At 61.2% G+C, this 13,993-nt stretch carries 14 protein-coding genes; 6 read left to right on the top strand and 8 right to left on the bottom strand.

Going from position 1 to position 13,993, the window contains the following annotated elements; all coding sequences use genetic code 11:
- The first annotated feature begins 54 nt into the window (after positions 1 to 54).
- Positions 55 to 642: a DUF1214 domain-containing protein gene (locus tag NXC14_RS06625; RefSeq protein ID WP_085777489.1), complete on the top strand. Its 588-nt coding sequence runs from the start codon at positions 55 to 57 to the stop codon at positions 640 to 642.
- Complete coding sequence (locus NXC14_RS06620; protein ID WP_085777488.1) at positions 635 to 1,186, top strand: DUF1254 domain-containing protein; 552 nt, start codon at positions 635 to 637, stop codon at positions 1,184 to 1,186. The genes NXC14_RS06625 and NXC14_RS06620 overlap by 8 nt, the downstream gene beginning before the upstream one ends.
- A gap of 52 nt (positions 1,187 to 1,238) precedes the next feature.
- On the opposite strand, the gene NXC14_RS32910 is transcribed toward NXC14_RS06620, so the two are convergent.
- Complete coding sequence (locus NXC14_RS32910) at positions 1,239 to 1,406, bottom strand: hypothetical protein (protein ID WP_198175509.1); 168 nt, start codon at positions 1,404 to 1,406, stop codon at positions 1,239 to 1,241.
- A gap of 839 nt (positions 1,407 to 2,245) precedes the next feature.
- Between NXC14_RS32910 and NXC14_RS06615 the strand changes: the two genes are divergently transcribed.
- Positions 2,246 to 3,295, top strand: a complete 1,050-nt coding sequence (locus tag NXC14_RS06615; protein ID WP_198175508.1) for a DUF2336 domain-containing protein — start codon at positions 2,246 to 2,248, stop codon at positions 3,293 to 3,295.
- Between the two features lie 19 nt (positions 3,296 to 3,314).
- Here NXC14_RS06615 and NXC14_RS06610 read toward each other — a convergent pair whose 3' ends face one another.
- The 4 genes from NXC14_RS06610 to NXC14_RS06590 form a co-directional block, all read right to left on the bottom strand.
- Positions 3,315 to 3,659 carry a DUF1491 family protein gene (locus NXC14_RS06610; protein WP_085777486.1) on the bottom strand — a complete coding sequence of 115 codons (345 nt, stop codon included), beginning with the start codon at positions 3,657 to 3,659 and terminating at the stop codon, positions 3,315 to 3,317.
- Between the two features lie 369 nt (positions 3,660 to 4,028).
- Complete coding sequence (locus NXC14_RS06600; protein WP_085780014.1) at positions 4,029 to 5,477, bottom strand: methyl-accepting chemotaxis protein; 1,449 nt, start codon at positions 5,475 to 5,477, stop codon at positions 4,029 to 4,031.
- A gap of 108 nt (positions 5,478 to 5,585) precedes the next feature.
- Positions 5,586 to 6,539 (bottom strand): peptidoglycan-binding domain-containing protein, encoded by a 954-nt coding sequence (locus tag NXC14_RS06595; protein WP_085777484.1) that lies wholly within the window; start codon positions 6,537 to 6,539, stop codon positions 5,586 to 5,588.
- A complete protein-coding gene (locus tag NXC14_RS06590) occupies positions 6,511 to 8,052 on the bottom strand; it encodes a HAMP domain-containing sensor histidine kinase (RefSeq protein WP_085777483.1) in 1,542 nt (513 codons plus the stop codon). The genes NXC14_RS06595 and NXC14_RS06590 overlap by 29 nt, the downstream gene beginning before the upstream one ends.
- A gap of 451 nt (positions 8,053 to 8,503) precedes the next feature.
- Here NXC14_RS06590 and NXC14_RS06585 point away from each other — a divergent pair, with 451 nt between their 5' ends.
- Positions 8,504 to 8,992 (top strand): DUF5330 domain-containing protein, encoded by a 489-nt coding sequence (locus NXC14_RS06585; protein ID WP_085777482.1) that lies wholly within the window; start codon positions 8,504 to 8,506, stop codon positions 8,990 to 8,992.
- A 493-nt stretch (positions 8,993 to 9,485) separates the two neighbouring features.
- On the top strand, positions 9,486 to 9,908 hold the full coding sequence (locus NXC14_RS06580; RefSeq protein WP_085777481.1) for a SufE family protein: 423 nt from the start codon (positions 9,486 to 9,488) through the stop codon (positions 9,906 to 9,908).
- 375 nt (positions 9,909 to 10,283) lie between these two features.
- Here the strand turns inward: NXC14_RS06580 and NXC14_RS06575 are convergent, their stop codons facing one another.
- Both NXC14_RS06575 and NXC14_RS06570 read right to left on the bottom strand, forming a co-directional pair.
- Positions 10,284 to 10,715, bottom strand: a complete 432-nt coding sequence (locus NXC14_RS06575; protein WP_010060045.1) for a MucR family transcriptional regulator — start codon at positions 10,713 to 10,715, stop codon at positions 10,284 to 10,286.
- A gap of 457 nt (positions 10,716 to 11,172) precedes the next feature.
- Positions 11,173 to 11,388: a hypothetical protein gene (locus NXC14_RS06570; protein WP_085780013.1), complete on the bottom strand. Its 216-nt coding sequence runs from the start codon at positions 11,386 to 11,388 to the stop codon at positions 11,173 to 11,175.
- A 187-nt stretch (positions 11,389 to 11,575) separates the two neighbouring features.
- On the opposite strand from NXC14_RS06570, the gene msrB reads away from it, so the two are divergent.
- Positions 11,576 to 11,989 (top strand): peptide-methionine (R)-S-oxide reductase MsrB, encoded by a 414-nt coding sequence (gene msrB / locus NXC14_RS06565; protein ID WP_085777480.1) that lies wholly within the window; start codon positions 11,576 to 11,578, stop codon positions 11,987 to 11,989.
- Positions 11,990 to 12,151: 162 nt separating this feature from the next.
- Here the strand turns inward: msrB and ftsH are convergent, their stop codons facing one another.
- Positions 12,152 to 13,987, bottom strand: a complete 1,836-nt coding sequence (gene ftsH, locus NXC14_RS06560; RefSeq protein WP_198175507.1) for an ATP-dependent zinc metalloprotease FtsH — start codon at positions 13,985 to 13,987, stop codon at positions 12,152 to 12,154.
- Positions 13,988 to 13,993 lie beyond the last annotated feature (6 nt).

The raw sequence follows: 13,993 nt of genomic DNA, 5'->3' as shown, positions 1-13,993 counted from the left end.
CCACCCTGCCAGAATCAGTGTTAACCCTGTCATCCCGGTTTCCAAGGTCATGACGTGTTTCGATTCCCCCTTTTCATCCTGATCACGCTAATCGTCGCCTTTGGCGGCGGGATCATGATTTCGCTTTATGCGCTGGATGCGACACAGGGTTTCGGCGCGATCAAGCTCGGCGCCTGGGAGGCCTTTCCGGCGCTGCAGACGGTCGATGCCGATCCCTACGCCAAGTCGCACCGGGCACGCGCCGGCAAGCTGCTCTACGGCAGCGCCGAGGGCCTGACCTTCACGGCGAGCGTCGACGACGAAGGCGGACGGCTGAATGCCGGCTGCCGTTACCGCCTCAGCGGACAGACGCCGCCCGCGCGGCTCTGGACGCTCTTTACCGCCGACAATGGCGGCAATCCGGCGGCGGTGAAGACCGGGCTTCCGGCGGCGCTTAATTCCTGGACGGTGCTGCGCCAGCCCGACAGCAGCTTTTCGATCGAGATCTCCGCCGTCGCTCGGCCGGGCAACTGGCTGGCCTTGCCGCAGGCCGGCACCTTCCGGCTGGTGCTGACGCTGTTCGATACGCCGACCGCCGGCAGCTCCGGTGTAATTGATCTCGCCATGCCGAAACTCACCAAGACCGGGTGCGGCAATGGTTAGGATCTTCTTCGCCGTCCTGACCGGGCTTTTCGGTGCGGCGCTGCTGCATCTCGTCATCATCCTGTCCCTGCCGCATTTCACCCGCAGGGATGCGGCGACTCGTGTGGCGGCAGAGGGCGATCTCAACAATTTCTATCTCCTCGGCGAGCAGTACGACGAGGCTGGGCTTGCCAATGGCGACCCCTTCCTGCGGACCGCCGTCTGCTCCTTCGATGTCGAGGATGCGCCGGTGCATTTCACCGCCAAGGGCAATGTGCCCTTCTGGTCGATCGCCATCTACGACAGCGCCTCCAACGAGGTGTTCAGCATGAACGACCGGACATCGGTCGGCGGGGCGCTCGACGTCCTGGCGGGCGGGCCGATCCAGTTGACGGACTTGCGCAAGAACCTGCCGAGGGAACTGGACCAAGCGATCCTGGTGGAAATGGCGCGGCCGGACGGTTATGCCGTGCTACGGACGTTGGCACCGCAGGCAAGCTTCGACGAAGCAGCGCGCAACTTCCTGACGGAAGCGGGCTGCGAGCAATTCACCCCCGGCAATTAAGCGGGATGTCTGTTCTCAATTTCGGCATCACGCTCCGGGGTTGAGGAAGCGCTTACTTCTTCCTGGCGCGCGGCGCGGGCGCCGGACCATGTCTAGGCTTCTCGGCGAGCCGCTCGTAGCGGACCCCGGTGAACCAGAGGATCTTGGCTTCGCGCGGTTCCTTGTCCGGGCGACGCGGCGCCCGCGGCCGCCGATCCGCCAATGCGACTACTATTGCCATTCTCGTCTCCATGCACTGCCCGAGACGGATGAACTTGCGACGGATTTCACCCTGCCCGCCAATCTGCGGGCCGGCGCGTCCTGCGGTGCCAGCATGGCCGAACCGAGGGCATTCGCGCCTTTCCCACGGCACCTGACTGAAATACCGTGATGCGGAGTTTCGACGATCCAAACACTCAAATCGCGTCGTTCCTGTCCGAATTGAGACACATGACAGTTAACAGTTTACTAATATTCGGTGGATGCCAAATACAGTTTCCGTAACTTCCTCTTCAACGCTTGAAGAGTCGATTTAGTTTCATGCCCCCGCTGAAAGATCGGAAGGCGGCCGGTAATATAAAATTAGAAACAATTCATATGGTTGACGGTATCTGTCTGCCACAGGCGATGCCGGTGTTGCAAATATGCGGCACAAAAATATTCGTTGCGGCACATCCGGATCGGCTTTGGTTTGTCCCGCATTGGCCACGCGTTTCGGGAGAGGGACCGATCGCAGTTCCCGCCATGCTTGAAATGGCTGTAGCGGCCCGATTTTCATCTTTCTCGTTGCGGCATGTTCGAATCGCGAGAACGATCCGAAGGGAGGAACGAGCTGTTTCAGCCGCCGCGCCGGCCGCGGGAACTGCCCCAGCGCCCTTTCAAAACCGATCGCCTTTCCTTGCCGGCAAACAATTCGCCGCACGTTCCGCAGGCATATTTCTGTATCATTTTAATAAAATCTTCAGCATCCATTAACCGTACCGCTGTAGGATTTGTTCATATCCGTGTGGTCCGAGAGGCGTATCCGCCAGCGCTATCGGCCCGCGGTTTCCCTTGGTTCTGCGTTTTCAGGGTGTGCTTGTGCGTGACCGGTTTCGAGACCTGGAGGGCCCATTGGCCGTCAGGAAAAAGGACGTGGTGTTAATGGCGACGGTGAGCAGTTTCGAGAGCCTATCTCGTCCGACACGATCCGAGCTACGCCAATTCGCCGAACTTTTCACACCGCTGTTCCAAGCTTCCTCCGAGCAGGCCAAGCGCCAGGCGGTCGCGGCCCTTTCCCAATGCGAGACCATGCCGGCAGCCGTGGCGCTGTTCATCGGCAATCAGCCGATCGAGATCGCCGCGCCTTTCCTTATCGCCTCGAAGGCGATTGCCGACGACACGCTGATCACCATCGCGCGCATGCAGGGTGCGGCGCATGTCAAGGCGATCGTCAGCCGCGATTCGCTCTCGCCGAAGGTCATCGACGCGCTGGTGGCGTTGCGCCAGACCCAGCCGCGCGCCGCGGCCGCTTCGGCGCCGATCACGGAACCGGTGACCGTCCCGCTTTCGCCGGTTCAGGTGGAGAGCAACGAGGCCGAAGCGCTGGAGGAGCAGCGCGTCGCCAATGAAGAAGCCTTGCGCGGACGCATCCTCGATCTCGCCAGCCATCTCGGCCGCGATGATAAAGACAGGCTCGGCCTGCGCACCCTCACCGACGTTCAGGAGGCGCTGCTGGTGCGCTTCGCCCGGTCGCACGAGGCGACGCATTTCGCCACCGCACTTGCCGATGCGCTTTCCGCCAGCCGCTGGCTTGCCGAACGCATCATGCTCGACCTCTCCGGCCAGCAGCTCGGCACGACGCTGACGAGCCTCGGCATGGGCTTTCTCGACGCCGTCTTCGTGCTGGAACGCTTCTATCCGCATCTTGCCGAACAACAGCACAATGTGACGCGCGGCTGGATGGTGCTCGATGCGCTCGATCCGGAAGAATGCCACGAAAGGGTGGAGGCCTGGCGGCGCGCCGATCGTTACACCTACAAGGCCGAGGCACCCGATTCGGACACATCTCGGAGAACAGAAACCCACCGCTTCATCCGTCAGGCGCCGGTGCAGCGCGATATGCGCGCGCTGGGGCGGCGGTCGCGTTGAGTTGAAGAAGACCTGACCCTCAGCGATCCCCCGCCAAGGGGATCATGTCCCCCAATTCCTCCGCCTCCAGCTCGACGATCCAGAGATCTGGGTCGAAGCGGCGTTCGCGATCCAGTATCGCCCGCACCGCTTCCGGCTCGCTTCGCGCGAGACGGACTTCGAACAACCGGTCTCGGATCTCGTCTTCGCCGAAGGCGGTCTGCGGCGCCGGCGCATAGAGGGTCTCCAGGCCGTCGCGGAAGTGCTGGCGGATGAAGATCGCGCCCGCCTCCTCCGCGCCCTTCTTCTCCACAGCCGCGAAATCACCACTCGCGAAGACGCGGCGCAGAAGGGAAGATACGAAGATGTCGGCGCGTAATCTCATCGGCGCGGTATAGAGCCTTTCCGAGTTAGATTGAAGCATTCTGTTGGCTCAAACGGAGTCGTATGGTCGACCGGCGGGCGCGTGTCGTAGCCGAGCTCTACGGCCAAGCCGGCCGGTCGATCAGCCGGCCCGTTTCAGCCAACCCTCCCGCAGATTTGCCTGGCAAATCTGCAAGACTTCAGAATCGCCGGGCATCTCTAGCCAGCATCAAAGGCGATCGGCTCGGACATACCTTGGGGTATGGCCGTCGCCAATCGCCTTTGATGCTGGCGAAAACCTGCTCCGGCAGAATGCTTCAATCTAACCCGGAAAGGCTCTAAGACCGGCGCGCGAGCGCCGGCAATCCGCAGTCAAGCGTTGACGAATGCGTCAGACCTTGATCGCCAGCCGCAAGCCACCCCAATGGCGGCCCCTGACGGTGATCGGCGCGGAGATATCCTTCATCATCACGAAATTGCCGCCGCCCATGTCGCGGCGATAGGTCTGGACGAGGAAAGGTGCGGTGCTGCGGCCGGCGGCAAGGCCGACGCGATCGGCGAAGACGCGGCGATTGCGGCAATTGGCGGTGTTCCAGACGACGTCGCCTGGCCGCTGTGGCTGCGAAAACTTCCGGTTATGGGTCGGCAGATAACCGTTTTCGTCGACCGCCGCGCAGAAGGCGACGCGCTCGTCCAGGGCGACGACGGCCTCCTGGATCGGCGGCAGCAGACGGTCGGTGAGCTCGGTGAAGGCGGCCATCACCTGAACCGGATCGGTGCCAGGCAGCGGCCGGTAGCGCCGGTCGAAGAGGGCATCGAAACCGATCTGACCCTCGGCGACGGCGCGTTCGAAAGCGCCTGATATCTGCCTTGCCACCGATTGTGCTTCCTCGATCCAGCGGCTGTCGGCGGTCTTGACGCCGGCGCTCGCCGTCAGCTGGATCAGCGTTTCCGAGAGGCCAACGACGCTGTCGACGCGTTTTGCCGCCTGCTGCAGCCTGACATTCGAATCGGCGACCTCGGCGGACATCTCGCCGAGCTTCTGGACGAAGCCGGCGCATTGCTGGTCGACGGCCTCGGTGGTGTTGGCCATGACGGTCGAACTGTCGAGAATGCGGGTGATGACATGTTCCATACTTTCGAAGGCGCCGCGCATCGCCTCCGACTTGTCACGCACGCCGGCGGCGCTGTCGCGGGCATCACCGCCGACCGCCGACAGCCGGTCGATCTTCACCCGCAGCTCATCCAGCGTGTCCTGAATGGTGCCGGTCGCCTTCGACGTCTGCAGCGAAAGTGCGCGCACTTCGGCGGCAACCACGGCGAAACCCTTTCCTGCATCGCCGGCGCGCGCCGCCTCGATCGCGGCGTTCAGCGCCAGAAGGTTGGTCTGGCGGGCTATGGTGCTGATCTCCTCGGCAATCTTGTCGACATCGGCAAGCGATTTCGAGAAGCCGGCGATTTCGGCGCCGATGACGTTGGAAGCCTGAACCATATGGCCGATCTCGGCAACGGAGCCGGACAAGCGGTCGGCCGATTCCTTGAGCATCTGGCGGGCTTCGGCCGCCGTGCGGTCGGTCTCGCGCAGCGACAGGGCGACCGAGCGATTGGTCTCGGCAATCGAAAGTGCGGTGCTGGTGACATGATCGAAAGCGGAGGCGTGGCGCGCCGACATCGCCGCCATGTCCTGGATGGCGCCGGCAATATCGACGAGATCGATGCCAAGCGTGGAGGCTTCTTCAGCAAGGCGCTGCAGGATGTGGCGCAATGCCTCGCGATCCGGGCTTTCCGCTTTGACCGCCGGTTCTCCGGCCAGATCGTCTATCGCCTTCAGCGCATGCATGACCGACATTCCCCCGCCGCAATGGGCAAAGCTTCGGACAACATGGTTAACAAGTTGCAAACGGCGCTAGGGTCTTAGACTTAGGTTGTAATCTATGGCGCGAAAGACTTAGATCGCACCGATTTCCTTCAACTTCTTCAGCACCGCCTCGTTCGGTTCGCCGTTTTCGGGGAGGTTATAGTGCTTTTGGAAATGGCGGATGGCGGCGCGGGTCTGCTCGCCCGCCACACCGTCGACGCCGACATTGGCATAGGCCATGTTGGAAAGGCCCTTCTGGATTTTCAACACCAGGTCGACGGTGGCGAGCTCGCTCGATGGAAGCTGCTTTGCGGCTGACGGAGCCGTCTTGACGGTCTTTTCGGCGCTGCGGATCGCGGCAGCCACCGGGTCTTCCGCCGCCGCCTTCGAGGTGACATCCTCAGGCGGTTTTTCCACAGGCACAGTCGAGGGGCCGTCAGCGTCGGTTCTCAGCGCGGCCAGCACCTCCGGCGTCGCTTCCCCAGTCTGGGCCATGCCGACGGTCTCCTGGAAAAACAGGATGGCGGCGCTGGTGCGGGGACCGATGATGCCGTCGGCGGTGCCGTTATAGAGGCCACGGCGCACCAGCTGCTGCTGGATGTCCATGACGAGCTGGCTCGGCTGCTGAGCGGCTGCGGCCGGCGCCGGCGTCCCGCTGGTGGCGGCGGCATCCTCCGGCCGTTCGATCCGGAAGGTGGTGACGTCAGCCGGCTGTTCGTCGGTTGGACGGCGCGCACCGAGCACATTGGGAGACTGCGGGTCGCGGGTGCGGAAAATCGGGTGCGGATGCAGGCCAGGCTGATACCAGAGCGCGTTGGCCGCAACGAAGGAGAAGATGACGAAGAAGGCGATCGTGCCGCCGGCGACCGACGGATTACGGCCGATGACGCCGCCGAGCGCGGACGCCCCCTGCAGCCCTAGACCACCCAGCGCGGAGGCGCCCTGCAGGCCGAGCCCCCCGAGAGCGGCCGCACCGGACACGACAAGGCCCGGCTGCTGCCGTCGCTTCTTTCCCCTAGGCGATTTTCGCTTGCGCGCGGCCATCGAAAAGCCCCTCTTCCAATTCTGCTCCGGTGCCGACCGCGTCCTTCAGCCGCGGCGGAAATTCGACGGTCGCGCCATGGCCGGCATTTTCGGCGCGCCGGGCGCCCGAGCCATCCACCGCGATCTCAACGGTGATGATCGTACCTTCGCCCGGCTGGCTGGCAATGGCAAAATTGCCGCCATGCAGCGCCACTAACCCCTTGACCAACGAGAGGCCGAGACCGCTGCCCTCGAAGCGGCGGGTGTAATCGTTCTGAATCTGGACGAAAGGTTGGCCGAGCATCGCCAGCTTATCGGCGGCAATGCCGATGCCGGTATCGCTGACCGTCAGCTTCAGAATGCCGTCACGCGCCGCCGCATCGACCGAGACGACGCCGCCGGCTTCGGTGAATTTCACGGCATTGCCGATGAGATTGATGAGGATCTGCTGGATGGCGCGCTGATCGGCGACGATCTCGCCAAGCCCGCGCTGAATCCGGCTCGTCAGCGTGACGCCCTTGGTCTTGGCTTGCAAAGCCAGCATCGATTCGCAGGATCTGACGGAGCTTGAGATATCGAAGGCATCGAGAATCAGCTCGTAGCGCCCCGCTTCGATCTTGCTCATGTCGAGCATGGTATTGACGACGGAGAGCAGATGCGCGCCGGATTCGCGGACGAGCCCGACATATTCACGCTGGCGGTCGTTTTCGAACTTCCCGAAATATTCGCCGATCAGAATATCGGAGAAGCCGAGGATGGCATTCAGCGGCGTGCGCAGTTCGTGGCTGACCGCGGCGAGGAAGCGCGACTTGGCATCATTTGCCGACTCGGCCTCGGCCGCACGGTTCTGGGCTTCGGCCCGCAGCTGCTGCTCGACGGAGACATCGCGCAGCTGGGCGATGACGGCGGCAAGCTCGCCATCGGCATCACGGCGCGCCGTCATGTCCATTCTCAAATAGGCGAACTGGCGCTGATCGCGCGAGACCGAAGGCCGGTCGAGGCGCAGATCGACGCTTGCGGCGTCTTCGCCGCGCCTGAGCTCATCGAGCGCCTGCAAGAACAGGATACGGTCTGAGACATGCACCTGCTCCAGGAAGCCCCTGCCCTTCGGATCGCGCATCCAGGCAAGGAAATCGCGCCGGTCGCGGCCGCCGATGGTGGCGACGCTGCCGTGCGGATCCAGGAAGAAGACGAAGCCGGGGGTGACGGCGAGGAAGAAATCCTCGGCCGACTGTGCGGCAATGCCGGCGGACGAGCCCTGGCGGGCCAGCGCGATGCTGCCGACGGCGGAAAAGAGAAAGGCGGCGCAGACCATGGCGACGCCGGCCGGCAGCGCGACGGCCGGACTGGTGACCGCCGAAAGACCGACAGGCGCGGCGACGAGAGCGGCCGAGGAGAGCAGCACGAGGCGGCGCAGAATCGCAAGCTCGCGCTGGCGCACGGCTTCGCCGCCGCCCGTCCGGGAAAGCCAGCTTGTCGCCGCCCGGTCTACGAGGGTCGTCACCCAGCCGCCAATGTCACTCAATACTCGCACGCAATACCCGCCCAAAGAGGCTGTCTGTCGATCCGGACAATAGGCCGCCGCGACTTAAGGAAAGGATAAGGCAAAGGCGCTGTTCACAGCCAGAAAGAGCAGAAATTCCCATTTTGGAGCATCCGCGCGCTCCTTTGCTTTTTGTGGTTAATGGCCAGTAAGCGGCGGATTTCCTTCATATTTCAGCATCGCGTTAACTCCTGTGGCAAGGCGAACAGGCAAAAGCCCTGCAATTGCAAGCAGGTGCCGCCCTGATACTTAACGACAATCGCTCCCATTCGACTTAAATGCGGCTCAAATGCACTTCGCTAAAATTTGAATTAAATTTGCCGCAAATGCGCACGAGTTTCGAAAAGCGGCATTCGCAACTTGCCGATATGGTGAAAGCACACCGGACAACCGGCCTGATTCGGCGATAGAACCGGACGGGAAAACAGGATGGGCAACGACAATGTGGTTTCTGATCAAAGGATCCTTCTGGTTTGGCCTTGTGCTCGTGCTTCTTTCCGTCTTCAGCACGGAGGGATCCGACAAGCTCGCCGGCGGCCCGCAATTGCAGCTCTCCGATGCATTCACGGCGGCGAGCGGCGCCTATGACTATCTCACTGGCATGTGCTCGGACAAGCCGGAGGTCTGCGCCAAAGGCGCCGAGACCCTGACGGCGCTCGGCTACCGGGCCCGTGAGGGCGCCCGCGTCGCTTACGAACTTCTCGACAGCCAATTCACGGACGAACCGACGACGACCGCAAGCCCCGCCGAACCCGCAAACCGGGTGGCAGCCGCCGCACCCTACCTCGCCTCTCCTTCCGTTCAGGAGAAGGCACGCGAGGCAAAGGCTGCGCTCAACCAGCCGATGCCTTACCGTCCGCCGGTCGACGATGAAGCCGCGACCGTAGTAACCGGCGCGATCCCGCTGCCGACGCCGAAGCCGGCGATCTGACGAAGTTGCGCGAGCAATCGGCCCGCCGCGTATGAGCAACATTCGGAGGCGAGACCGCTACTCAATTGAATTCTAAAGCGGTGCGATCTTTGAGATTCGCCTGCCGCGCTTTAGGTCCTTGGTTTACCGCATGTCTTTCACGCAAAACCGCTGCACACTTTTGCGCGACATGCTTTAGAGCTTGCATCGGTGGTCCGCATGACGCGGAAATGCCCCATGCCTGCGTGCCTGCCCTGTTTAATTCAGCAGATTGCTGCGCCGTGAGGATGCCCATCCCTCACGGCGTTTCTTTTGAGAGCATGTCGCACAATAATGTGCGGTGGTTTTCGATAACGACGTGCGTAAAATAAAAGCTGGAGTGCGGCATCGGCAAGACGACGAGCTTTAGCGGTTCAAATCTGTCGGTCTATCACCTATATGCAGTCCTAGAGCATGTCCGGACGCAAAATTGCCGTGTCGTTTTGCCAGCATGCCAAAAGGTGAAAGGCTTTTTATGGCATCCCTCGACCAGATCATCGATGACTTCGCCTTCCTGGACGATTGGGAAGACCGCTACCGCTATGTCATCGAACTGGGCAAGGCGCTGCCCGAGCTCGCCGAGGAAAAACGCACCTCGGAGAACAAGGTGATGGGTTGCGCCAGCCAGGTGTGGCTGGTGACGCATACGTCGGGCGATCCGGAAAACCCAATCATGAGTTTCGAAGGCGATTCCGACGCGCATATCGTGCGCGGCCTCGTCGCCATCGTACTTGCCACCTATTCCGGCAAGCTGGCTTCCGAGATCGCTGCTCTCGATGCCTTCGAGATCTTCTCGAAGATCGGCTTGGTGGAGAACCTGTCGTCGCAACGCTCGAACGGGCTGCGCTCGATGGTGAAGCGAATCCGGGATGAGGCGAAAGTCCGCGCCGCGGCCTGAACGCGATCGATTCGGTCGGTCAGCGCGGCCCATCGCGCATTTGCGGAGACGGCCAATCGAATATATTAACACTTCCTTATAGTATAGGAATACATTCTACCTCACCCTCCCAAGCGTAAGAGAGGCTTCCTGATAATATCCCGTCTCCCCCGTGCATGATTTGCGACAGCGGCGGAATAGTCAGGGAGATTATTATCCTCATTCAGGACAGGATGAACTCTGGGCCGTTTGCACTAAAGTCTGAATCCTGCTTTGATTTAACAGGCCCGGACAGACAGCGCCCGGAAACGCATCCGGTTTTCGGCATCATGTTTGCGGTACAGACAGAAAAGCCGGGCACAAGACCCGGCTTTTGTCGTTGACTGCTTCGAAAGCTCAGCCGCGGCCGCGCTTGCGGCGCTGACCCAGGCCCATCTCCTTCGCCAGGCGCGAACGCGCTTCGGCATAGGCGGGCGCTACCATCGGGTAGTCGGTCGGCAGGTCCCATTTCTCACGGTATTCTTCCGGCGAGAGACTGTGATGCGTCATGAGGTGACGCTTGAGGGACTTGAAGTTGCCGCCGCATTCCAGGCACGTAATCTGCTCGTCCTGTACGGACTTGCGGACAGAGACTGCAGGCTTCTGCTTTTCGACGACAGCCGCAGCGGGCTGCGGTACGGACGTGTTGCTCAGTGCCGAATGCACGTCGGAAATCAGATTTGCCAGGTCGCTGACCGGGACAACATGGTTGCTGACATAAGCCGCGACGATGTCGGCCGTCAGTTCCACAAGCAGCTCCGGCCCATTGCCGGTCGCCATATCCGTCATATTTTTTCTCCTGTTAGCATGCTCACACGATCTTTGACTGTCACGCCAAAGACCCGCCTCGTAGAAGCGAACAGCAAAAGCACAGGAAGCAATCTTCTGTTTCGAAAAACGTGAAATCCACCCCTAGATTCCGAAGTCCGAGACCTGTTCTTATACTGCCTGACCGAAAACCACTACCGTCTTGCTCCAGGCGATGGCCCCAGTTAGACATTGAAAAATCAAAACTGAGGGACTTGGAAGCAGTACGATTGTAATTCACAATCAGAATTCTACTTGCATTTTCAAATACCATCGTTTGGCCGAAAGGCCAATTATTATTTGTCGTTTTTCTTGAGAAAAAATGGCTGAGGAAGAATTATAGGACTTTAGGCCAAGCTTTACTCACAGCTTCCTGTGCATAAGTTCGGCGTAAAACAGGTTAAGACGCCAATAGCACGGGTTCAGGGAGTTGCCGTGATCAGGCCAGCGAGCGGGAGAGACGCGTCAGCAGCCGGACGACCGAACCGTGCAGGATAAAGAGCAGAAGCGTCAGCGGCCAAAGCAGGCAGGCGACAAGTCCGGCGAGACGGTGAAACGTCAAACCGGCATGATTCGCCCAGCCCTCCAGCAGCGTGACCGTCATGGCGGTCACGGTCACGAGGCCGTAGAGCAGGACGATTGCAGCTTCAAACACCAATGGCTCCTCAATGTACGTAACATTAACCCTAACAGAAAACCCTTAATAGATGTAAAAGCAGACGTCTTCCCTGATAGCTGCATGCCGCGATTCCCGCGGCCCGGCGCCGGAGGCTTGATGAAACAAGGACGGCGCACCACATTTCTGGCGAAACGGAACCGCCCTTCGGCGAAAGGAGCACGTCATGTCCGAAACTGCAACCACCGCCAAGATCTATAAGTCAGACGCCGAATGGAAAGAGCAGCTCACGCCCGAGCAATACCGCATTACCCGCCAGCACGGCACCGAACGCGCCTTCACCGGCCCCTACTGGGATTCCTTCGAGACGGGGCTCTACCGCTGCGTCGGCTGCAACGCGCCGCTTTTCCGCTCTGACACGAAATTCGACGCCGGCTGCGGCTGGCCGAGCTATTTCGAAGCGGTTTCTCCCGATGCTGTGACCGAGCATCGCGACACGAGCTACGGTATGGTGCGGACCGAAATCCGCTGCGGCACCTGCGACGCCCACCTCGGCCACGTCTTTCCCGACGGCCCGCCGCCGACCGGCCTGCGCTACTGCATCAACGGCCACGCCATGGTATTCGAGCCGGGGGAATAACGCCGAGCCATGATCGGCACGATCAAAGCAGTCCAGGCGGCATAGGTCGCCACGGCGAATTAAGTTCCGCAGGCCACCTGAGCCCGGCAAAGGCCGCGCCGGCCTACGACGTCTCGGCCGCAATTGTCACCTTCTCGGCGGCCGATTGATCGTGCCGCCCACTCAAGTGGGCTGATCCGCCGCTTCGACCCTGACCAGAAGGGACCGCAAGTCGGTCTCATTTAGAGTCTCTGTTTCGAGGAGAAGCCGCGCCGCCCGTTCCAGCATGCTTTTGCGTTTCCGAAGCAATTCCACCGCCCTGCCGAACGTCTCGTCGACAATCCGTCGGACCTCTTCGTCGACCGCAGCGGCGGTTTCGTCGGAATATTCATGCTCCTGTGGTCCGTAGAAGGGCTGGTCTGTCGCAAGGAATGAGCGCCGGTCCTTCTCAAGCGCGACGTGCCCCAGCTTTTCCGTCATGCCGTAGCGGGTAACCATGGCGCGGGCGATATCCGTGACCTTGACGAGGTCGTCGGCCGCACCCGTGGACAAACGGCCATAGATGATCCATTCAGCCGCGCGTCCGCCGAGCAAGACCGCCATCTTGTTCTCGAGCTCCTCGCGGGTCATCAGAAATCTATCCTCCGTTGGCCGCTGAATCGTATAGCCGAGCGCGCCAATGCCGCGCGGGATGATCGAAACCTTGTGGACAGGATCGACACCAGGCAATGCCATCGCAACCAGTGCATGGCCCATCTCGTGATGGGCGACAATCTCCCGCTCCTTGGGATTGAGCAGCCGGTTGCGCTTTTCGAGACCTGCGACAATGCGTTCTACCGCGTTGTTAAAATCCTCCATACTGACAGCATCGGCTTTCCGGCGCGTGGCGAGCAGCGTTGCCTCGTTCGCGAGATTGGCAAGGTCGGCACCCGTAAACCCTGGTGTCAGCGCGGCAATCTGCTCGATGTCGACTTCCGGCGCCAGCTTCGACTTCTTCAGATGCACGTTGAGGATCTCGATGCGTCCGGCCTTGTCAGGCCGGTCGACCAGCACCTGGCGATCGAAGCGGCCGGCCCTGAGGAGGGCGGGATCGAGGATTTCCGGCCGGTTTGTGGCGGCAAGCAATACAAGCCCCGTAGACGAGTCGAAGCCGTCGAGCTCCACGAGCAGCTGGTTGAGAGTCTGCTCCTTTTCATCATGACCGCCCGCCATCGGACCGATGCCGCGGGCGCGGCCGAGTGCATCGAGCTCATCGATGAAGATGATGGCCGGCGCCTTGGCGCGCGCCTGTTCAAAGAGATCGCGGACGCGCGCAGCACCGACGCCGACGAACATCTCGACAAATTCGGAGCCGGAAATCGAGAAAAATGGTACACCGGCCTCCCCTGCGACTGCGCGCGCCAGCAGGGTCTTGCCGGTACCAGGTGGGCCGACGAGCAGCACCCCTTTCGGCATCCGGCCACCCAGCCGGCCGTAACCTGCCGGATCCTTGAGGAAGTCGACGATTTCCTTGAGCTCCTCCTTGGCTTCGTCGACCCCGGCCACATCCTTGAACGTCACGCCGGTGTCAGACTGGACATAAATTCGTGCCTTGCTCTTGCCGATCTGCATGAGGCCGCCGCCAATCCCGCCACCCATGCGCCTCAGCACGAACATCCAGATGCCGACGAAGAGCGCCACGGGAATAAGCCAGGAAAGAAGATCACGCAGGAACGTGCTTTCGATCTGACCGGTTACGATCACCCCATGGCTCTGAAGCTGCTGGGCGAGGCTGGGCTCCACACGCGTCGTCAGAAAAAAGGCCCGGCCGTTCTGCGGCTCCTTGTAGCGCCCCTGGATAAAGTTGTCGGAGACGGCGACTTCGGCGACCTTGCCGTCCCGGAGGTCCGTTTCGAACTGGCTGTAAGAGATCCCTGCAACTTGCGTCGTCGTCGCAAAAAGATACTGGATTGCCACGAGGACGAAGAAGGCGGCGATCCAATATCCGATGTTGAACTTTGTCTTGCTGTTCATAGCCATGAGGCC

Origin of the sequence: Rhizobium sp. NXC14, from assembly GCF_002117485.1 — a bacterium.
In the GTDB taxonomy this organism is placed as follows: domain Bacteria; phylum Pseudomonadota; class Alphaproteobacteria; order Rhizobiales; family Rhizobiaceae; genus Rhizobium.
Note: the sequence above shows the minus strand (reverse complement) of the source record. Positions and strands in the feature narration are given on the sequence as shown.